This window comes from Variovorax sp. GW821-FHT06D12 (assembly GCF_059419205.1).
Genome location: NZ_JBWKRI010000007.1, coordinates 160,979 through 179,890 on the forward strand (window position 1 = coordinate 160,979; position 18,912 = coordinate 179,890).

The 18,912-nt window shown below is 67.0% G+C and carries 19 protein-coding genes; 6 read left to right on the plus strand and 13 right to left on the minus strand.

The window, feature by feature from the left end; genetic code table 11:
- The first annotated feature begins 306 nt into the window (after window positions 1-306).
- Both hemB and AC07SQ_RS21975 read left to right on the plus strand, forming a co-directional pair.
- Window positions 307-1,293 carry a porphobilinogen synthase gene (gene hemB / locus AC07SQ_RS21970; protein ID WP_495272816.1) on the plus strand — a complete coding sequence of 329 codons (987 nt, stop codon included), beginning with the start codon at window positions 307-309 and terminating at the stop codon, window positions 1,291-1,293.
- A 75-nt stretch (window positions 1,294-1,368) separates the two neighbouring features.
- A complete protein-coding gene (locus AC07SQ_RS21975) occupies window positions 1,369-2,511 on the plus strand; it encodes a magnesium transporter CorA family protein (protein ID WP_495272817.1) in 1,143 nt (380 codons plus the stop codon).
- 102 nt (window positions 2,512-2,613) lie between these two features.
- Here AC07SQ_RS21975 and AC07SQ_RS21980 read toward each other — a convergent pair whose 3' ends face one another.
- Complete coding sequence (locus tag AC07SQ_RS21980; RefSeq protein ID WP_062478764.1) at window positions 2,614-2,982, minus strand: hypothetical protein; 369 nt, start codon at window positions 2,980-2,982, stop codon at window positions 2,614-2,616.
- Window positions 2,983-3,268: 286 nt separating this feature from the next.
- Here AC07SQ_RS21980 and AC07SQ_RS21985 point away from each other — a divergent pair, with 286 nt between their 5' ends.
- Window positions 3,269-4,159: a LysR family transcriptional regulator gene (locus tag AC07SQ_RS21985; protein ID WP_070061881.1), complete on the plus strand. Its 891-nt coding sequence runs from the start codon at window positions 3,269-3,271 to the stop codon at window positions 4,157-4,159.
- Between the two features lie 51 nt (window positions 4,160-4,210).
- Here the strand turns inward: AC07SQ_RS21985 and AC07SQ_RS21990 are convergent, their stop codons facing one another.
- Entirely contained in the window at window positions 4,211-4,894 is a 684-nt protein-coding gene (locus tag AC07SQ_RS21990) for a dienelactone hydrolase family protein (protein ID WP_495272818.1), read from the minus strand.
- A gap of 59 nt (window positions 4,895-4,953) precedes the next feature.
- Entirely contained in the window at window positions 4,954-5,553 is a 600-nt protein-coding gene (locus tag AC07SQ_RS21995; RefSeq protein ID WP_062478772.1) for a 2-hydroxychromene-2-carboxylate isomerase, read from the minus strand.
- A 165-nt stretch (window positions 5,554-5,718) separates the two neighbouring features.
- Between AC07SQ_RS21995 and AC07SQ_RS22000 the strand changes: the two genes are divergently transcribed.
- Window positions 5,719-6,465, plus strand: a complete 747-nt coding sequence (locus tag AC07SQ_RS22000; RefSeq protein WP_495272819.1) for an SDR family oxidoreductase — start codon at window positions 5,719-5,721, stop codon at window positions 6,463-6,465.
- A gap of 3 nt (window positions 6,466-6,468) precedes the next feature.
- Window positions 6,469-7,122, plus strand: coding sequence for a MarC family protein (locus AC07SQ_RS22005; RefSeq protein WP_099793548.1), 654 nt, complete (start codon window positions 6,469-6,471; stop codon window positions 7,120-7,122).
- Between the two features lie 6 nt (window positions 7,123-7,128).
- On the opposite strand, the gene AC07SQ_RS22010 is transcribed toward AC07SQ_RS22005, so the two are convergent.
- The 10 genes from AC07SQ_RS22010 to purT form a co-directional block, all read right to left on the minus strand.
- Entirely contained in the window at window positions 7,129-7,590 is a 462-nt protein-coding gene (locus AC07SQ_RS22010) for an EVE domain-containing protein (RefSeq protein ID WP_062478778.1), read from the minus strand.
- A gap of 73 nt (window positions 7,591-7,663) precedes the next feature.
- Window positions 7,664-8,830 (minus strand): ABC transporter substrate-binding protein, encoded by a 1,167-nt coding sequence (locus AC07SQ_RS22015; RefSeq protein WP_062478783.1) that lies wholly within the window; start codon window positions 8,828-8,830, stop codon window positions 7,664-7,666.
- A gap of 32 nt (window positions 8,831-8,862) precedes the next feature.
- Entirely contained in the window at window positions 8,863-10,719 is a 1,857-nt protein-coding gene (locus AC07SQ_RS22020) for an AMP-dependent synthetase/ligase (RefSeq protein ID WP_495272820.1), read from the minus strand.
- Window positions 10,720-10,727: 8 nt separating this feature from the next.
- Entirely contained in the window at window positions 10,728-11,501 is a 774-nt protein-coding gene (locus tag AC07SQ_RS22025; protein WP_056576626.1) for an ABC transporter ATP-binding protein, read from the minus strand.
- A 277-nt stretch (window positions 11,502-11,778) separates the two neighbouring features.
- Window positions 11,779-12,597, minus strand: coding sequence for an ABC transporter ATP-binding protein (locus tag AC07SQ_RS22030; protein ID WP_495272821.1), 819 nt, complete (start codon window positions 12,595-12,597; stop codon window positions 11,779-11,781).
- A complete protein-coding gene (locus tag AC07SQ_RS22035) occupies window positions 12,594-13,670 on the minus strand; it encodes a branched-chain amino acid ABC transporter permease (protein ID WP_062478791.1) in 1,077 nt (358 codons plus the stop codon). Before AC07SQ_RS22035 ends, AC07SQ_RS22030 begins: the two co-directional genes overlap by 4 nt.
- Window positions 13,671-13,677: 7 nt before the next feature.
- Complete coding sequence (locus AC07SQ_RS22040; protein WP_070061875.1) at window positions 13,678-14,553, minus strand: branched-chain amino acid ABC transporter permease; 876 nt, start codon at window positions 14,551-14,553, stop codon at window positions 13,678-13,680.
- A gap of 21 nt (window positions 14,554-14,574) precedes the next feature.
- Window positions 14,575-15,405 carry a helix-turn-helix domain-containing protein gene (locus AC07SQ_RS22045; protein WP_095950254.1) on the minus strand — a complete coding sequence of 277 codons (831 nt, stop codon included), beginning with the start codon at window positions 15,403-15,405 and terminating at the stop codon, window positions 14,575-14,577.
- 113 nt (window positions 15,406-15,518) lie between these two features.
- Window positions 15,519-16,460 carry a LipP1 family hormone-sensitive lipase gene (lipP1, locus tag AC07SQ_RS22050; protein WP_495272822.1) on the minus strand — a complete coding sequence of 314 codons (942 nt, stop codon included), beginning with the start codon at window positions 16,458-16,460 and terminating at the stop codon, window positions 15,519-15,521.
- A gap of 189 nt (window positions 16,461-16,649) precedes the next feature.
- Complete coding sequence (purT, locus tag AC07SQ_RS22055) at window positions 16,650-17,852, minus strand: formate-dependent phosphoribosylglycinamide formyltransferase (RefSeq protein WP_495272823.1); 1,203 nt, start codon at window positions 17,850-17,852, stop codon at window positions 16,650-16,652.
- 181 nt (window positions 17,853-18,033) lie between these two features.
- Between purT and AC07SQ_RS22060 the strand changes: the two genes are divergently transcribed.
- Entirely contained in the window at window positions 18,034-18,882 is an 849-nt protein-coding gene (locus tag AC07SQ_RS22060) for a 3-hydroxybutyryl-CoA dehydrogenase (RefSeq protein ID WP_062478806.1), read from the plus strand.
- Window positions 18,883-18,912: the final 30 nt, after the last annotated feature.

The window sequence follows — 18,912 nt, forward strand, 5'->3', positions numbered from 1 at the left end:
TCGGGCAAAAAAAAGCCCGACGTCTTCACGTCGGGCTGGGAAGCCCTTTTGCTGTCACACATCAAGGCACCCGCTCAGGGAGGAAAAGCGGGGAGCGGCAAGCCGCCCGCTTCAGAATTTAACAAAGACGAAACAAGGTTTCAAGCGATTGAGGCAGTTTCTTTGACTTTTACAACAAAAATCTAGAACTTAAGTTCTATTAATTCCCGTAGTTGTCAGACAACTTGCTTCCCGGAGCCCTGGGCTGCGTTTTTCCGCTTCAGGCACAATTTTAGATATATGACGTCACCATTTTCCCCGCTCGCCATGTTCCCCGCCGGCCGCCCGCGACGGCTGCGCCGCGATGCCTTCACCCGCAACCTGGTGCGCGAGCATGCGCTGACGACGAACGACCTGATCTACCCGGTGTTCGTGCAGGAAGGCCAGAAGCGCCGCGACGCCGTGCCCTCGATGCCCGGCGTGGATCGCCTGAGCCTGGACCTGCTGCTGCCCGTGGCCGAGCAGTGCGTGCAGGCCGGCATCCCGGTGATGGCGCTGTTCCCGGTGATCGACGCCAGCCTCAAGACGCCCGCGGGCGACGAGGCCTTCAACCCCGACGGGCTGATTCCCCGCGTGGTGGCCGCCCTCAAGGCGCGCTTCCCCGAGCTGGGCGTGATGACCGACGTGGCGCTCGACCCCTACACCAGCCACGGCCAGGACGGCCTGCTCGACGACACCGGCTACATCCTCAACGACGCCACCGTGGAAGTGCTGGTGAAGCAGGCACTCACACAATCGCAAGCCGGCGTCGACATTGTGGCCCCGAGCGACATGATGGACGGCCGCATCGGCGCGATCCGCACCGCGCTCGAAGCCCGCGGCGACATCCACACGCGCATCATGGCCTACAGCGCCAAGTACGCCAGCGCCTTCTACGGCCCCTTCCGCGACGCCGTCGGCTCGGCCGCCACGCTCGGCAAGAGCAACAAGAAGGTCTACCAGATGGACCCCGGCAACAGCGACGAAGCCCTGCGCGAGGTCGCCATCGACATCGCCGAAGGCGCCGACATGGTCATGGTGAAGCCCGGCATGCCTTACTTGGACATCGTGCGCCGCGTGAAGGACGAGTTCCGCGTGCCGACCTTCGCCTACCAGGTGAGCGGCGAGTACGCCATGCTGAAGGCCGCTGCCCAGAACGGCTGGCTCGACCACGACGCCGTGGTGCTCGAAAGCCTGCTGGCCTTCAAGCGCGCCGGCGCCGATGGCGTGCTGACCTACTTCGCGCTTGACGCCGCCCGGTTGCTACAAAAATAATAGCTGCTGCGGCATACCTGCCGCACCTCCACGGCACTTCTGGCGTGGAAGAAGAACCACCGGGGGCGAGTGTCCATGCGCATCTTCGAAATCAGCCGCTCGCAGGTCAGCGAGCACGCCTCGCTGGCGCCGCTGGCCGTGCCGGGCGCCTGCGCCGCCGCCAGCTACCTCTGGATTTCGCTGACGCGCGACGAATTCCGCGCCGCCCAGTCCGAGGTGCAGCAGATCCTGCAGACGCTGTGCCAGACCCAGCTGGTCGACCTGCACGTGGCCGACCTGCTCAACGACCAGCTGCCCTCGCACTACGACTACACCTCGCTGTACGACGTCCTGGTGTTCCGTCGCCTGGCCACGGGCAACGGCCAGGACAGCGCCGAACCCTCACCCTCACTGCCGCAACGCCCGTCGCGCGGCGGCCCGCCGGTGCTGCGCCGCATCGACACCCGCCCGGTCGGCTTCGCGGTGTTCGACCGCGTGCTGCTGTCGGTGCACCCCGAGGACGGCACGGTGCGCGACGCCTTCGCCGCCCGGCTGCTGGCGGCCGCCTCGTCGGACGACCGCGGCACGCCGGCGCTCGACGTGCGCGCCACCTCGGCCCGCCTGCCGGCGAGCCCCGCCGACCTGATGCTGCGCATCGTCAACCTGATCGTCGACGGCTACCTCGACATGCGGCGCGAGCTCACGAAGCAGCTCGACCACTGGCAGACCGAGCTCATCGACCCGCGCAGCCGCTTCACCAACTGGAGCGCGCTGATGGAGGCGCGCCAGTCGCTGCACCGGCTGGACGAGATCTGCGAAGACCAGCGCGCCGCCATGCAGGACTGGATCGATTCGCTCGAAACCCTGCCCGTGCCGCAGGGCGAGACCGCGCAGCGCGAGCGCGACCTGATCATGGTGCGCAGCCGCGACGTGCTGGAGCACATCCAGCGCGTGGTGCACCACGTGCACCGGCTCGAGCAGAACGCCGAGACGGCCGTGCAGATGCATTTCAGCGTCCAAGGCCACCGGGCCAACGACATCATGCGGGTGCTGACCGTGCTCACCGCCATCTTCCTGCCGCTCAACCTCATCGCCGGCATCTTCGGCATGAACTTCGAGTTCATCCCACTGGTGCACAAGGCGGACGGCTTCTGGATCGCGATGTCGGCCATGCTGGTCATCGCGGTGCTGCTGGTCCTGATCTTCTGGCGCAAGCGCTACCTCGCCCGCACACGTTGAACGCCCTCCCCACTTCCGAGCGCCCATGAAAAAAGCCACGCAGATGCGTGGCTTTTCTTGTCAGCTCGGGCCGCCCCGGAAGGCGGCTGGCTTCGCGGCCAATTACTTGGCGACGGCGCCCGAACCTTGCTGGGCTTGAACGCGTGCGTCCATCGGGTTCACCATGGTCGAGATGACCTTGCTGTTGACGCGCGAACCCGAGGTCACGTTCTGGTCGGGAGCGTAGGCGGTGCGGATGGCTTCGGCTTCGACGATCGAACGGTCCTTCGACACGGCCACGGTTTCCGCGCCGCGCGAACCACGCACGACGTTCTGGTTCGGGGCTGCGGCGGTGCGCTGGGCTTCGGCGTTGACTTCGTCGCGGCTCTTGGACGAGATCACTTGGGTCACGCCTTGGTACGTCTCGGCTTGGGCGCCGGTGGCGGCCAGGAGGGTCAGGGCGGCGGCTGCGAAAATGTGCGAGGTCTTCATGTCTGTTCCTTGTGTTCGGCTAGATGGGATGTCCACCAGGCTTGCACGTTGGCTCGCCTGTGCGGCGAGTGTCAGCCGGAATTCCTTCGGGAAAACACTCGGTTCAGAGACACGGTGTTTCCTGTAGCGAAACAATCAGTCAACAAAGTCGTGCACGCAAAAAACCGGGCACAAGGCGCCTGACTGCTTCCGGCTTACACCAGAACCCCGCGCCGGTCCTATCCGGCAAAACCCCCGAGAATCGACACACCGCGCTCCCTCGCGAAAAACAACGGGTTTCACTGACATGGACAGTCTCGATCTGATCAAAACCTTCCGGGAAGTCGCCTCGCACGGCAGCTTCTCCCAGGCCGCCAAGCGGCTCGACATGTCGAAGGCCACGGTCAGCAAGTACGTCGCCGAACTCGAGACCCGCTTCGGCGTGCGGCTGCTCAACCGCTCCACGCGTTCCGTCAGCCTCACCGACGCCGGCCAGCTGCTGCTCGAGCGCAGCACCCCGATGCTCGAAATGGTCGAGCTCACCCAGGCCGAGTTGCAGGAGCGCGCCAGCCAGCCCGGCGGCCGGCTGCGCATCTCGGCGCCGCACGGCATGGGCAACGGCGAGTTTCCCGACCTGCTGGCCGACTTCATGCGCCACTACCCCGACGTGAGCATCAGCCTGCAACTGACCAACCGCACCGTCGACCTCGCCGAGGAAGGCATCGACGTCGACATCCGCAGCGGCCCGGTGGAAGACGCCAACCTCATCGTGCGCAAGCTGCGGCTCATCCACATGGTGGTCTGCGCCTCGCCGGTCTACTGGAAGAAGCACGGCAAGCCCGCGCACCCGCAGGAGCTCGCCCACCACGAGGCGCTGACCCATTCGCTGCTGGGCACGCAGCCCGCGTGGCGCTTCGATGACAACGGCCAGCCGCTGGACGTGCAGGTCAAGAGCCGCATGGACTGCACCGAAGGCGCGCCGCTGATCCGCGTCGCGATGCGCGGCTTCGGCGTGATCTACCTGCCCTCGCTGCTCGTGCAGTCGCACATCGACAGCGGCGAGCTGGTACCGGTGCTCGAAGGCTATGCGCGCAAGGACATGTGGCTGTCGGCCGCCTACCTGCAGCGGCGCCACAACAGCGCGGCGCTGCGCGCGCTGCTCGATTTCCTGCAGACGCGGGTCGGCGCCAAGAAGTAACCCATGAAAAAAGCCCGGCACTGCCGGGCTTTTTGATTGAAGCGTGCCGGATCAGCCGACGTGCTTGGCAAAGAAGGCCAGCACACGCTCACGCGCCGGCTTCGCCGCCTCGGCGTTGTACGAACCGCGCTGGTCGCAGTTGAAGCCGTGGTCGGCTTCGTAGACATGCACTTCCACCTCGGGGTGCACCTTCTTGAAGGCCTCGATGGTGTCCAGCGGAATCCAGTGGTCGCGGTTGCCGAACTGCGCGAGCACCGGCACCTTCGGCTGGCGTGCGCTTTCTTCCGGCGTCGTCATGCCGCCACCGTAATAAGGTGCGGCAGCGGCCAGGCCCGGCAGCAGGCTCGCGGCGCGCCAGACCAGCAGGCCGCCCCAGCAGTAGCCGACGATGCCGACCTTGCCCGCCTTCGAGGCGTAGGCGATCGCGGCCTCGAGATCCTGCAGCACGCCGGGCGCGGGCAGCGCCTCGACCGCGGTCTTGTAGCCGAAGCCGGTCTTCATGTCGTCGTCGCTGTAGCCCAGCTCGACGCCGGGCTTGACGCGGTGGAAGGTCGACGGCGCAACAGCCAGGTAGCCGTCGGCCGCGTAGCCGTCGGCCACCGAGCGGATGTGCGAGTTCACGCCGAAGATTTCCGGCACCACCACCACGGCGCCGCGCGGCGTGCCCGCGGGCTCGGCCACGTAGGCGGGAAAGGTGAAGCCGTCCTTGGCGGTGAGGTCGATGAATTGGCCCATGGGGTTCTCCTGAAACGATGGAATGAAAAAAAGAAAAGAACGAGTCGGCTTGCGCGCCGTCAAGCGCGCAGCGCCCGCTCGACGAAATCGAGCCGGTCCTGGCCCCAGAAGATCTCGCCGTCGATCACGTAGCTCGGCGCGCCGAACACCTGGATGTCGATCGCTTCCTGCGTGTAAGCCTCGTAACGCTCCTGCACCGCCTGGCTCTGCGATTGCTCGGCGCGCTTGGCCGGCAGGCCGCATTCCGCGACCAGGGCTTCGAGCAGGTTCGGGTCGCCGATGTTCCGCTCCTGCACCCACACGGCCGCGAACACCGCGGCGCTGATGCGCATCGCGGCCTCGGTGCCGTCGTGCATGTCGACCGCGATGATCAGCCGCGCCGCATCGTCGCCGGCCACCGGAAAGAACTTCGGCTTCGGGTTCAGCGGCAGGCCCAGGTGCTTGGAGAAGCGCGCCAGTTCGAGCAGCCGGTAGGCCTGGCGCTGCGGCGCGCGCTTGCCCAGCGGCAGCCCGCCCGACACCGGGAACACGCTGCCCATGTCGATGGGCCGCACGCGCACGGTGGCACCGGCGGCCGCGGCGATGGCGGCAAAGCGGGTATGCCCCAGATAGGTCCACGGGCTCTGTGGCGCAAAGTAATAGTCGATGGTCTTGTGCATTCAGTAACCTCCGTGCTTCGCACTGCGGTGCGAGCTGGCTTGGGGCGGCGCGGCGCGGCGCGGCGCGGTGCGGTGCTCATGCTCGTGCTCATGCGCCAGCCCTCGGTGATGTAATCCAGGCCGTCGGTTTTAACTGACGCACAGTTTCTCTGCAGGAGGTGGGATTTGGACCAGGTGCTCTTGATCACCGGCGGTGGGCGCGGCATTGGTGCCGCCACGGCCTTGCTCGCCGCGAAGCGCGGCTACGCCGTGGCGGTGAACTACGCCAGCAACTCGCTGGCCGCCGACGAGGTGGTGCGCACCATCCGCGCGGGCGGCGGCACCGCCATGGCGGTGCAGGCCGACGTGGGCGACGAGGCCCAGGTGCTCGCGATGTTCGCGAAGGTCGACGCCAAGCTCGGGCGCCTCACGGCGCTCGTGAACAACGCCGGCGTGGTCGACGTGCAGGCGCGCGTCGACGAGATGAGCGTGGCGCGGCTGGAGCGCATGTTCCGCGTCAACGTGATCGGCAGCTTCGTCTGCGCACGCGAAGCCGTGCGCCGCATGAGCACGAAGCACGGCGGCGAAGGCGGCGCCATCGTCAACATCTCCAGCGGCGCCGCGCGCATCGGCTCGCCCGGCCAGTACGTCGACTACGCGGCCAGCAAGGCAGCCATCGACACCCTGACCATCGGCCTGGCCAAGGAAGTGGCCGACGAAGGCATCCGCGTGAACGCGGTGCGCCCCGGCGTGATCGACACCGACATCCACGCCTCCGGAGGCCAGCCTGGCCGCGCCGCCGAGATGGGCCCAGGCGTGCCGATGAAGCGCAGCGGCACCGCCGAAGAAATTGCCGGCGCCGTCCTGTGGCTGCTCTCGCCCGAGGCCAGCTACACCACCATGGCCCTGCTCGACGTGACCGGAGGACGCTGAGCCATGAGCACCTCCATGGACCTCATCAAGCCGCTGGTCACGCTGGTGGCCATCGTCAACCCGCTGGCCATCGTGCCCTTCTTCATCCACTACACGCAGGACTACTCCGACGCCCAGCGCAAGCGCACGGTGCGCATGTCGGCCTTCAGCGCCTTCGTGGTGATTGCCGTGAGCGCGCTCATCGGGCTGCAGCTGCTGTCCTTCTTCGGCATCTCGATCGCGAGCTTCCAGGTCGGCGGCGGGCTGCTGCTGCTCATGAGCTCGATCTCGATGCTCAACGCGCAACCGGCCGAGAGCAAGACCAACGTCGACGAGTTGCGCGCCACCGAAGTGAAGGCGTCGATGGGCGCCTCCATCGCGGTGGTGCCGCTCACGATTCCGCTGCTCACCGGCCCGGCCGCCATATCCACCGTAGTGATCTACGCCGACAAGACGCAGCACCTGTGGGAGCTGGGGCTGCTGGTCGGCTACGGCGTGGTGGTGGCGCTGGCGACCGCACTGGCGTTTTCGCTCGCGCAGCCGATCGCGCGGGTGCTCGGCAAGACCGGCATCAACATCATGACGCGGCTGATGGGCCTGATCCTCGCGGCGCTCGCCGTCGAGGTGATGGCCGACGGGCTCGGCAAGCTGTTCCCGATCCTGTCGAAAGTCGCCTGAACAGGTTCAGGCCAGCATCTTCTCGATGACCTTCCAGTGCGCCGGCTCCACCGGCGTGATCGACAGCCGGTTGCCCTTGCGCAGAATGACCAGATCGGCCAGCTCGGGCCTGGCGCGCAGCTCGGGCAACGCCAGCAGCCGGGTCTTGCGCAGCGCCTGCACGTCGACCAGCAGCCAGCGCGGGTCTTCCTTCTTCGCACCGGCGTCGTAGTACGGCGACTTGGGGTCGAACTGCGTCGGGTCGGGCTGGATGCCCGAGGCCACGCGCGCGATGCCGGCAATGCCGGGCTCGGGGCAGCTCGAGTGATAGAACAGCACGCCGTCGCCGACCTTCATGCCGTCGCGCATGAAGTTGCGTGCCTGGTAGTTGCGCACGCCGGTCCACGCCACGGTGGCGTCGGGCGCGGCGAGGGCATCGTCGATCGAGACCTCGTCGGGCTCGGATTTCATCAACCAGTACTGGGGCATGGCGGCAGTCTCGCGAAGGGGATTTCGCGGAATATAGCCGCTCGCCCCGGCACGGTACCGGGGCGGCGCTGGCTTACGGTGTCACGTAGTCAGACACGACGACCCACTTGCCGTCCTTGATCTGCGACAGCCGCGACTGGTCGTTGCCCAGGCGCTTGGTGGCGGTGTAGGTGCTCTTCGGGCTGCCGAACATGTCGGGCTCGAAGGTGATGCTGTCCATCGCCTTGATGAAGCTGTCGGTCGTCAGGTTCGGGCCGGCCTTGGTGGCGGCCTTGATGAACGAGTCGATGATCACGTAGCCGTACACCGAGAACACGGTCGGGTCTTCGTTGAACTTGGTCTTGTACTTGTTGGCCCAGAAGCGCAGCGGCTGCGACTGCTCGTCGGTGTAGGGGTTCTGCACCGTCATGGTGGCGTACACGCCGTCCATGGCCTTGCCGCCCAGCTTGTGGATCAGGTCGGTGTAGGCCGCGCTCGAACCCAGGAAGGTCGGATTGAAGCCGGTCTTGCGCGACTCGCCCACCGTACCGATGGTCTCGCGGATGATGGTGCCGAGCACCACGAGGTCGCAGTTGGCCGCCTTCATCTTCGCGACCTGCGAGCTGAAGTCGGTGGCGCCGCGCTTGAACGAGGTCTTCTCGGCCAGCTCCATGCCCGCGGCCTTCAGGCCGGCCTCGGCGCCGCGCTGCACTTCGAGGCCGAACTCGTCGTCCTGGTAGATCGTGCAGACCTTCTTGGCGCCCTTGTCCTTGATCATCTTGGGCAGCGCCAGGCGGATCTGGTCGTAGTAGGTGGCCGCGAACGAATACTTCAGCCGGTTCAGCGGCTCGTACATTTCGCGCGCCGCCGTGATCGGCATGTAGTTGACGACGTTCTTGTCGAACTGCACCGGCATCGCCGCCATGTTCTGTGCCGTGCCGATGTGGCCGGCCATGATGAAGATCTTTTCCTGGTTGACCAGCTTCTGCGCCGCCAGCACCGCCTTCTTCGGGTCGTAGCCCGAGTCTTCCACGAAGAGCTTGAGCTTGCGGCCGTTCAGCGTGCCCTGCTCGTTGAGCTCGTCCACGCGCAGCTGCATGCCGTTGCGCGCCTGCTTGCCGAAGCCCGCCAGCGGACCCGACAGGTCCTGGATCGTGCCGATGCGGATCTCGTCCTTGCTCACGCCCTGCTGCTGCGCGGACGCGAGCGTCGCGATCAAGCCCAGCACGGCCAGCGTCGTCAATGTCTTGAGCTTCGTCATAGCGTTGTCTCCTCGGGTTGGCAAAAAAGAGGTCAGCGGTACATGGCGTCGATGCGCTGCGCGTACTTGGTCTGCACCAGCTTGCGCTTGAGCTTCATCGTGGGCGTGAGCTCCTCGTCCTCGGCGCTGAGCTGCGTCTCGAGCAGGAAGAATTTCTTGATCTGCTCGACACGAGCGAACTTGGCATTGACGCGATCGATCTCGCCCTGGATCAGGTCCTGCACTTCCTGCGTGCGTGTCAGGCTCTCGTAGTTGCTGAACGGCACGTCGTGGTCCTGCGCGAATTTCTCGACGTTCTCCTGGTCGATCATGACGATCACCGTGAGGTAGGGCCTCTTGTCGCCGATCACCACGGCATCGGTGATGTAGAGGCTGAACTTGAGCTCGTTCTCCAGCTCGCTCGGGGTCACGTTCTTGCCGCCTGCCGTGATGATGATGTCTTTCATCCGGTCGGTGATGCGGAAATACCCGTCCTCGTCCATCACGCCCACGTCGCCCGTGTGCAGCCAGCCGTCGGCGTCGATGGTCTCGGCGGTCTTCTCCGGCAGATTCAAATAGCCCATGAAGACATTGGGGCCGCGCACCAGGATCTCGCTGGTGGCCGGATCGATGCGCACCTCGTTGTAGCCCGTGGCCGGGCCGATGGAGCCGGGCTTGATGCGGGTGACGGGCACGGCCGTGGAAGCACCGCACGACTCCGTCATGCCCCACACCTCGAGCATGGGCACGCCCAGCGCGAGGTACCACTTGACCAGCTCAGGCGAGATGGGCGCCGCGCCGGTCACGAGAAAGCGCGCGCGGTGGATGCCGATGAGCTTGCGCGCGTTGTCCAGCGCCAGCAGCCGCGCCAGCCGGAACTTCAGGCGCAGCCCCGTGCCGATCTCCTGCCCCGCGAGCACCTTGTTGGCGATAGTCTCGCCCACGCCGATGCTCCAGTGGTAGGCGGCCTGCTGCAGCGGGCTGGCCTCCTTCAGCGCGATCATCACGCCCGAATAGAACTTCTCCCACACGCGCGGCACGCCCGTGAACACCGTGGGCGCGATCTCGCGCACGTTCTCGGGCACCGTCTCGGGGTTCTCGACGAAGTTGAGGATCGAGCCGGTGTACATCGCGAAGTACTCGCCGCCCATGCGCTCGGCGATGTGGCACAGCGGCAGGAAGCACATGCGCTCATCCTTCTCGTCCTGCGCGATGAGCGTGTTGTAGCCGCGCGCGGTGTACACCAGCCCCGCGTGGCTGTGCATGGCGCCCTTGGGCTTGCCGGTGGTGCCCGAGGTGTAGACCAGAATGGCCAGGTCTTCGGGCCGGCACGCGGCCACGCTGCGCTCCACCGCCTGCGGGTCGCCCGCCAGGTGCGTGCGGCCGAGAGCGCGCAGCGCGTCCAGGCTCATCACGCCCGGGTCGTCGAGCTCGCGCAGGCCTTCCATGTCGAACACGACCACGCGGCGCAGGCCGGGCAGGCGGGCGCGCACCTCGAGCGCCTTGTCGAGCTGCTCGTCGTCTTCCACGAACAGCACCGTGGTGCGCGAGTCTTCGCACAGGTACTGCACCTGCGAGGCGGCGTCGGTCGGGTAGATGCCGTTGGACACGCCGCCGCAGCTCAGCACGGCCAGGTCGGCCAGCACCCATTCGATGACGGTGTTCGAAAGAATGGACGCGCACTCGCCGCGCGTGAAGCCGATGGCCTGCAGCCCGCCAGCGATCTCGCGCACGGCCTCGGCCGTCTGGCGCCAGCTCCAGCTGCGCCAGATGCCCAGCTCTTTCTGCCGCATCCAGATGTTGTCGCCGCGCTGGCGCACGGCGTTCCAGAACATGGCCGAGAGCGTCTCGCCGGGCACGAGGATGTCGTGGCCGGGTTCGATGGTTCGCAGATCCCAGAGTCCTTGCATGGCGACGGCTACCTCCAGGTCTTCTTCTTTTTCCAGCGCCGCTCGCCGCGCACGCCGTCGTCCTTGACACCCAGGTAGAACTCCTTGATGTCGTCCTTCTCGCGCAGGCGTTCGCACGAGTCTTCCATCACGATGCGGCCGTTCTCCAGCACGTAGCCGTGGTCGGCCGCGTTGAGCGCCATGTTGGCGTTCTGTTCCACCAGCAGGATGGTGGTGCCGCGCTCGCGGTTGATGCGCACCACGATCTCGAAGATCTCCTTGGTGAGCTTGGGGCTCAGGCCCAGGCTGGGCTCGTCCAGGAGAATGAGGTGCGGCGCCGCCATGATGGCGCGCGAGATGGCCAGCATCTGCTGCTGCCCGCCCGAGAGCAGGCCGGCGTCCTGCGTGGCGCGCTCGCGCAGGATCGGGAAGTAGGTGAAGACGGTCTCGATGTCCCGCGCCACGCCGTCGCGATCCTTGCGCGTGTAGGCGCCCATTAGCAGGTTGTCCTTCACCGACAGCAGCGGGAACACCTCGCGCCCTTCGGGCACGTGGCTCAGCCCCTGCTGCACGATGAAGGCCGGGTCTTTCGCCGTGATGTCCTGCCCCTGGAACTCGATGCTGCCCTTGCGCGGATCGATGATCCCCGAGATGGTCTTGAGGATCGTCGTCTTGCCCGCGCCGTTGGAGCCGAGCACGGTGGCGATCTCGCCCTTGCGCACCTTCAGGCTCACGCCGCGGATGGCCTTGATCGGGCCATAGGCGCTTTCGACGTTGAGCAGTTGAAGCACGACATCGCTCATGCGCGCACCCCCTGGTTCGAGGCTGAACATTCGAAACGCACAGAACACTCACGCCACCACGAAGCCCGGTGCGCGGTGCGGCGTGGGCGCCCCCTCTGTGCCGCCGAGGAGCGCAGCGTTTCGCGGATCAGGGCTCGCAGCTGTTTGAGCGAAGCGAGTTCTGCGAGACCCCGCGAAACGCGAGCACCACAGGGGAGCCGCGCAGCGGCCGGCACAGTGGGGGCGACCGCGCCGTGCCGCGCACCGGGCGTCTCCAAAGAGGTAACGAAGAAGCAAGTCACGCCACCACCCTCCGCAAACTGCTCACGTCATCCACAGTCCCAAGGTAAGCCTCGATGACACGCGAATCCGCCTGCACCTCACGCGGAGACCCCGTAGCCAGCACCTCCCCCTGGTTCATCGCCAGCACGCGATCCGACACCTTGGAAACCAGCGACATGTCGTGCTCGACCATCAACACCGACACCCCCAGCTCATGCTGGATGTCCTGAATCCAGAACGCCATGTCCGCCGTCTCCTCGACATTGAGTCCTGAAGAAGGCTCGTCGAGCAGCAGCAGCTTGGGTTCGGTGCACAGCGCGCGCGCCAGCTCCACCACCTTGCGCACGCCGTACGGCAGCCCCGCCACCATCGAGTCGCGGTAGTGCTGCAGGTCGAGCAGGTCGATCACCTGCTCCGCCTTCTCGCGTGCCGTGATCTCGGCGCGGCGCGTGGCCGGCGTGAAGAACACTTCGCTCCAGAAGCCCGTCTGCCGGTGCGTGTGGCGCCCGATCAGCAGGTTGTGCAACACGGTCGCATGCTCGAACAGCTCGATGTTCTGGAAGGTGCGCGCAATGCCCAGTGCCGCAATGGCGTGCGGCGCCTGCTGCGTGAGCGCGATCGCCCCGCCCGCCTCGCCATGCCAGGTGATCTCGCCCGTGGTCGGCGTGTAGATGCGGCTGATCAGGTTGAACACCGTCGTCTTGCCCGCGCCGTTCGGGCCGATGAGCGTGAACACCTCGCCGCGCCGCACGTCGAAGCTCACCTTGTTGACCGCGAGCACGCCGCCGAAGCGCACGCTCAGGTCTTTCGCGGAAAGAAGGACGTCGTTGCTCATCTCAGCCGGTCCGATTTGGTGAACGACTTCTGCCGCTTGAACAGGCCCTTGCGGTAGAACGGAAAGAGCTGCAGCCAGGTGCGGATCTTGAGCCAGCGCCCGTACAGCCCCAACGGCTCGAACAGCACGAAGGCGATCAGCACCAGCCCGTACACCAGCCCCTGCAGGCCGGGCGCCTGCCCGACCACCGCCGGCAGCCAGTCCTTGCCCATCGAGATCAGCTGCGGCATCGCGATGAGAAAAATCGCGCCGAGGAACGCGCCGTGCACCGAGCCCAGCCCGCCGATCACCACCATCAGCAGCAGGTCGATCGACTGCAGGATGTTGAACTGGTCCGGCGAGATGAAGCTCAGCTTGTGCGCATACAGCGCACCGCCCAAGCCAGCGAGCGCGGCCGAGATCGCGAACGACATCGTCTTGTAGCGCGCCAGGTGGATGCCCATGCTCTGCGCCGAAATCTCCGAATCGCGGATCGCCACGAAGGCACGCCCCGTCGGCGAGCGCAGCAGGTTCAGGATGCCCAGCGTGGACACCACTGCGACCACCAGACACAGGAAGTAGAAGCCTTCGCCCGAGCCCAGCGACCAGCCGAACAGCTGCGGCGACTTCACATGCAGGCCCGCGTTGCCGCCCGTCACGCTTTCCCAGCGCGCGAACACTTCCTCGACGATGAAGCCGAACGACAGCGTCGCGATGCCCAGGTAGATGCCCTTCACGCGCAGCGCCGGCATCGCCACCACCACGCCTACCGCCGCCGAGAGCGCCGCCGACGCCAGCAGCGCGAGCGGGAACGGCACACCCATGTTCGTCAGCACGCCCTGCGTGTAGGCGCCCGTTCCGAGGAAGGCCGCATGCCCGATGGAGAACTGCCCCGTGAAACCCGCCAGCAGCATCAGCCCCAGGCCGACGATGCCGTAGATCAGCACGAAGGTCAGCTGTGCGAGCCAGTACTCGTCGATGACCCACGGCGCGACGAGCAGGAAGGCCACGAGCAGGCTGTACCAGAGCACGTGGCCGCCGTGCCGCGCGAGGCGGATGTCCTGGTCGTAGCTGGTCTTGAAGATGAAGCGCATGGGATGTTCAGACCTTCTTGCGCAGCTTCTCGCCGAACAATCCGTTCGGCTTGATCATGAGCATCAGCAGCACCACGATGTACGGCGCCGTGTCCTTGAAACCGTCGGGCAGATAGAAGCCCGCGAACGACTCGACGATGCCGATCACCAGCCCGCCGACGATCGCGCCCGGCAGGCTGCCGAAGCCGCCCACCACCGCCGCCGGAAAGGCCTTCAGGCCGATGAAGCCCATGTTGGCGTGCACGAAGGTGATGGGCGCCAGCAGCATGCCGGCAATGGCGGCCACCGCTGCGGCAAGCCCCCACACCAGCCCGTTGAGCCGCTTCACCGGAATGCCCATGTAGTAGGCCGCGAGCTGGTTCTGCGACGAGGCCTGCATCGCGATGCCCAGCTTGCTGTAGCGGAACATGGCGTACAGCAGGCCGCACAGGATCGCTGTGGCCACGATGATCACGAACTGCTCGAGGTTCACCACCAGCTCGCCGAGCTTCCAGATCTGGTCCTTGTAGGGCACCGCCAGCGTGTGGGTGTCGGTGCCGATGCCCGGCACCATGGTGATGAGGCCGCGCGCCACGTAGGCGATGCCGATGGTCAGCATCACGATCGAGAACTGCGGCTGCCCGAGGATCGGGCGGATCACCACCAGCTCGAGCAGCACGCCGAAGGCCGCCATGGCCACCACGGCCAGCAGCGCCGCGAGCCAGAACGGCATGCCGAACAGCGACATGCCCGCGAAGGCACCGAACGCGCCGAGCATCATCAGGTCGCCCTGCGCGAAGCTCACCGTTTCGGTGGCCTTGTAGATCAGCACGAAGCCCAGTGCGATGAGCCCGTAGATGCACCCTTGTGCGATGCCCGACAGCAGGAGTTGGAGGATCTGCATGCGATGCCGTCCCGCCTGCGCTTACTGCCGGAACCCGCCGGCCGCGTCGTGCAGCGCGAGGCGGCGCGAGCCCGCCACGATGTCGCTGGGCTTGAGCCCGTAGACCTGGCGGATCGAATGGCTGAAGTGCGTGGAGTCGGGGTAGCCGGTGTCCAGCGCGATGTCGGTCAGCGTGCCGCTCTGGTGCACGTAGCGCAGCAGGCTGCGCGCACGCTTCCAGGCCCGGAAGCCGCGAAACGCCATGCCCGTCTCCTGCTTGAACAGGTGCAAAAAGCGCGAGAACGACAGGTGCACCGAGGCCGCACAGTCTTCCGCCGAGGCGGGCGCGGCCGGGTCGGCCACAAGCATGTCGACCACCTTGCGGATGCGCGCGTCGAGCGGGCGCGGCGTGAGCGGGCCGTCGAAGAACAGCGCGTCGAAATCGAAGCCGTCGAAGTCGATGCCGCGCGCCGAGGCCGCCAGCAGGTGGGCATGGACCTCGCGCATGCGCTGCACGAAGGCCGGCGCATCGACCGGGCCGCAGTGCTGCAAAAAGGCCGGCATGCGCGCGGGATCGACCGACTCCGATTCGATCAGCAGGTTGAAGATCAGCGGGCAGGCGCTCTCGACCTGGTGCGGCACGTGCGGCGGCACCACGATGAACTCGCCGCTTTGCCAGGCCCCGCCGCCGATGCGGATGCGGTTGGGCGGCGCACCGGCGGGCGACACGTACACGCCGTGCCCGCCCATGGCGCGCTCGGCCGCGGCGCCGAGCAGCCCGGCGTAGAAGACGCGCTGCGGCGTGAGCCACATGAGGCGTTCGCCCTGCCGTGCATCGCCGCCCGAAGGCGTCGACGTCCTGGTTCGCTGCATGGTGTCTGTCTCCTGCATCGGTCGACGACGTCCGACCGGGGGGTGGCGTCGTGTTCGCTGGATCGTAGCGGCGGGGGCCTTGGGCGCGGCATCCATTTGCGCGGGGACTTTCCCTAGGCCGGCGCGAACGCGCGGCGCAGTTCCGCCGCGCACAACGCGACGGCGGTGTGGGCCTCGTCGAGCACCTTGCCCATGGTGATGAAGCCATGGATCTGGCGCTCGAAGCACACGTAGTTCGCGCGGTTGCCGGCGGCCGTGAGCACCTCGGCATACGCCGCGCCTTCGTCGCGCAGCGGGTCGTAGCCGGCCGTGAGCACGAGCGCCGGCGGCAGGCCCGACAGGTCGGTGTGCAGCAGCGGCGAGGCGCGCCAGTCGAGGTCGTGCTTCGCGTCGGTGATGTAGTGGTCGTGGAAGTAGGTCATCGTGTCGCGCGTGAGCAGGTAGCCCTGCCCGTTCGCCTGATGCGACGGATGGCCGCGGCGCATGTCGGTGGCCGGGTAGATCAGGAGCTGGAACATGATCGGCAGGTCGCCCGCATCGCGCGCGGCGATCGACGCCACGGCCGCGAGGTTGCCGCCCGCGCTGTCGCCGCCCACCGCAAGGCGGCTGGCATCGAGCCCCAGTGCGGCAGCTTCGCGGCGCACCCAGCGGGTGGCGGCGAGCACGTCGTCCACGGCGGTGGGAAAGCGGTGCTCGGGGCCCATGCGGTAGTCGACCGCGACCACCGCGCAGCCCGCACCGTTGGCCAGTTCGCGGCACAGCACGTCGTGCGTGTCGAGGTCGCCGATGACCCAGCCACCGCCGTGGTAGTACACGAGCACGGGCAGCGGGCCCGGGCCTGCGCCGAGCGGCTTGTACAGCCGCACCGCAATGGTGCCGTGCGGCCCGTCGGCGGCGAGGTCGCGCACCTCGGCGACCTCGGCCGGCAGCGGCTGCGTGGCGGTGCGGCGCTCGCGGTAGTAGGCCCGCGCGTCGGCGGGCGACAGGGTGTGGGTCGGCGGAATGCCGCGCGCTTCGATGAAATCCAGCAAGGCGCGCGCCTGGGGATGCAGCATGGTGTCTCCGGTGAATCGAACGGAGCGCTCAGTGTGGAGGGCGGGGCGCCTGCGGGGTATCCGCATGCACCCGCACCCGACCGGCGTCCTGGCGACAAGACCCGCACCATGCCCGCACCGCTGCGGGGTCGCTTGCGAAAACTGGCTACCGGGGCCCGGCTCGCGGGTTCACCCGGAGGGTTCGGTCGCTCAGGCCGTGCGGGGCTTCACGCGCGAAGCGGCTTCCTTGGCCAGCTTGCGGGCCGTGTCGGTGTCGGCCGCATGCACCAGCGCCACGCCCATGCGGCGCTTGACGAAGCTCTCGGGCTTGCCGAACAGGCGGATGTCGCTGCCCGGCACCTGCAGCGCCTCGGCCACGCCGTCGAAGGCGATGCCGGTGGCGTCGACGCCGCCGTAGATCACGGCGCTGGCGCCCGGGCTCTTGAGCGAGGTGTCGACCGGCAGGCCGAGGATGGCGCGCGCGTGCAGCTCGAACTCGTTCTGCCACTGCGTGGCCATGGTGACCATGCCGGTGTCGTGCGGGCGCGGGCTGACCTCGCTGAACCAGACCTCGTCGCCCTTCACGAACAGCTCCACGCCGAACAGGCCCTGGCCGCCCAGGTCGGCCGTGACGGCCTGCGCGATCTGCTGCGCCTTCTGCAACGCGGCCGGTGCCATGGGGTGGGGCTGCCAGCTTTCCACGTAGTCGCCGCTGACCTGCACGTGGCCGATGGGGTCGCAGAACTTCGTTTCGACGGCACCAGCTGCATCCTTGGCGCGCACGGTCAGCAGCGTGATCTCGTAGTCGAAGTCGATGAAGCCTTCGACGATCACGCGGCCGTGGCTCACGCGGCCGCCGGCCATGGCGTAGTCCCAGGCCTTCTGCACATCGGCGGGGCCGTCGATCTTGCTCTGGCCCTTGCCGGAGCTGCTCATCACGGGCTTGACGATGCAGGGGTAGCCGATGCCGGCGTCGATCGCGGCCTGCAGCTCGGCCAGCGAGTCGCAGAACTTGTAGGGGCTGGTGGGCACGCCCAACGTCTCGGCGGCCAGGCGGCGGATGCCTTCGCGGTCCATCGTGAGGCGGGCGGCGCGGGCCGTGGGAATCACGCGCACCACGCCCGCGTCTTCCAGCTGCTGCAACATGGGCGTGGCGATGGCCTCGATCTCGGGCACCACCAGCGCGGGCTTCTCGGCCTCGATGAGCGCCTTGAGCTGGTCGGGGTCGCTCATGGTGATGGTGCGCGCGTGGTGCGCCACCTGCTGGCCGGGGGCGTTCTCGTAGCGGTCGACGGCGATGGTCTCGACGCCCAGGCGCTGCAGGGCGATCAGCACCTCCTTGCCGAGCTCGCCGGAGCCGAGCAGCATCACGCGGGTGGCGGAAGGGGACAGGGGGGTGCCGAGGGTGGTCATGCGAGGGCTCGAAAAAATGGGGTTGAAAACAATCGCAGCACTGTAAGCCACCCCGGGCCGGTGTCGCCCACGGGAACGGCGGCCCCTCCGGGCTGATTCACAATGACCGCCATTGCGCGACGGCGGCCTTGCGCCCGCCCTCGCCTCCGATTTTCTTTTTTTGTTTCAAGGAGCATTTTTCATGACGATTCAGACTGTGGGCATCATCGGCGCCGGCACCATGGGCAACGGCATTGCCCAGGCCTGCGCGGTATCGGGCGTCAACGTGGTGATGATCGACGTGGCCCAGGCCGCCGTCGACAAGGGCATCGCCACCATCTCGGGCAGCCTCGACCGCCTGATCAAGAAGGAAAAGCTCACGGCCGAGCAGAAGGCCGCCGCGCTGGCGCTGATCAAGGGCTCGACCGACTACAACGACCTGAAGGGCGCGCAGCTCGTCATCGAGGCCGCCACCGAGAACCACGCGCTCAAGCTCAAAATCCTCAAGCAGGTGGACGAGCTGGTGGGCCCCGAGGTGATCATTGCGTCGAACACCTCGTCGATCTCGATCACGCAGCTGGCCGCCGCCACCTCGCGCGCCGACCGCTTCATCGGCATGCACTTCTTCAACCCGGTGCCGATGATGGCGCTGGTGGAGCTGATCCGCGGCTACCTCACGAGCGACGCCACGCACGACGCGGTGAAGGCGCTGGCCGAGAAGCTGGGCAAGTCGCCCATCACGGTGAAGAACGCGCCGGGCTTCGTGGTCAACCGCATCCTGGTGCCGATGATCAACGAGGCCTTCTTCGTGCTGGCCGAGGGCCTGGCCACGGCCGAGGACATCGACGCCGGCATGAAGCTGGGCTGCAACCAGCCCATCGGCCCGCTGGCCCTGGCCGACATGATCGGCCTGGACGTGTGCCTGGCCGTGATGGAGGTGTACCTCGAGCAGTTCGGCGATTCCAAGTACCGCCCCTGCCCGCTGCTCAAGGAAATGGTCGCCGCCGGCCAGCTCGGTCGCAAGACCGGCCGCGGCGTCTACACGTACTGATCCGGCATTCCATAAAAACAAGGAGACAAG

Excerpts from the sequence above, each read along its gene's own strand:
- hemB (WP_495272816.1), top strand. The coding sequence starts at position 307 with ATGTTCCCCGCCGGCCGCCCGCGACGGCTGCGCCGCGATGCCTTCACC.
- AC07SQ_RS21975 (WP_495272817.1), top strand. The coding sequence starts at position 1,369 with ATGCGCATCTTCGAAATCAGCCGCTCGCAGGTCAGCGAGCACGCCTCG.
- AC07SQ_RS21980 (WP_062478764.1), bottom strand. The coding sequence starts at position 2,982 with ATGAAGACCTCGCACATTTTCGCAGCCGCCGCCCTGACCCTCCTGGCC.
- AC07SQ_RS21985 (WP_070061881.1), top strand. The coding sequence starts at position 3,269 with ATGGACAGTCTCGATCTGATCAAAACCTTCCGGGAAGTCGCCTCGCAC.
- AC07SQ_RS21990 (WP_495272818.1), bottom strand. The coding sequence starts at position 4,894 with ATGGGCCAATTCATCGACCTCACCGCCAAGGACGGCTTCACCTTTCCC.
- AC07SQ_RS21995 (WP_062478772.1), bottom strand. The coding sequence starts at position 5,553 with ATGCACAAGACCATCGACTATTACTTTGCGCCACAGAGCCCGTGGACC.
- AC07SQ_RS22005 (WP_099793548.1), top strand. The coding sequence starts at position 6,469 with ATGAGCACCTCCATGGACCTCATCAAGCCGCTGGTCACGCTGGTGGCC.
- AC07SQ_RS22010 (WP_062478778.1), bottom strand. The coding sequence starts at position 7,590 with ATGCCCCAGTACTGGTTGATGAAATCCGAGCCCGACGAGGTCTCGATC.
- AC07SQ_RS22015 (WP_062478783.1), bottom strand. The coding sequence starts at position 8,830 with ATGACGAAGCTCAAGACATTGACGACGCTGGCCGTGCTGGGCTTGATC.
- AC07SQ_RS22020 (WP_495272820.1), bottom strand. The coding sequence starts at position 10,719 with ATGCAAGGACTCTGGGATCTGCGAACCATCGAACCCGGCCACGACATC.
- AC07SQ_RS22025 (WP_056576626.1), bottom strand. The coding sequence starts at position 11,501 with ATGAGCGATGTCGTGCTTCAACTGCTCAACGTCGAAAGCGCCTATGGC.
- AC07SQ_RS22030 (WP_495272821.1), bottom strand. The coding sequence starts at position 12,597 with ATGAGCAACGACGTCCTTCTTTCCGCGAAAGACCTGAGCGTGCGCTTC.
- AC07SQ_RS22035 (WP_062478791.1), bottom strand. The coding sequence starts at position 13,670 with ATGCGCTTCATCTTCAAGACCAGCTACGACCAGGACATCCGCCTCGCG.
- AC07SQ_RS22040 (WP_070061875.1), bottom strand. The coding sequence starts at position 14,553 with ATGCAGATCCTCCAACTCCTGCTGTCGGGCATCGCACAAGGGTGCATC.
- AC07SQ_RS22045 (WP_095950254.1), bottom strand. The coding sequence starts at position 15,405 with ATGCAGCGAACCAGGACGTCGACGCCTTCGGGCGGCGATGCACGGCAG.
- lipP1 (WP_495272822.1), bottom strand. The coding sequence starts at position 16,460 with ATGCTGCATCCCCAGGCGCGCGCCTTGCTGGATTTCATCGAAGCGCGC.
- purT (WP_495272823.1), bottom strand. The coding sequence starts at position 17,852 with ATGACCACCCTCGGCACCCCCCTGTCCCCTTCCGCCACCCGCGTGATG.
- AC07SQ_RS22060 (WP_062478806.1), top strand. The coding sequence starts at position 18,034 with ATGACGATTCAGACTGTGGGCATCATCGGCGCCGGCACCATGGGCAAC.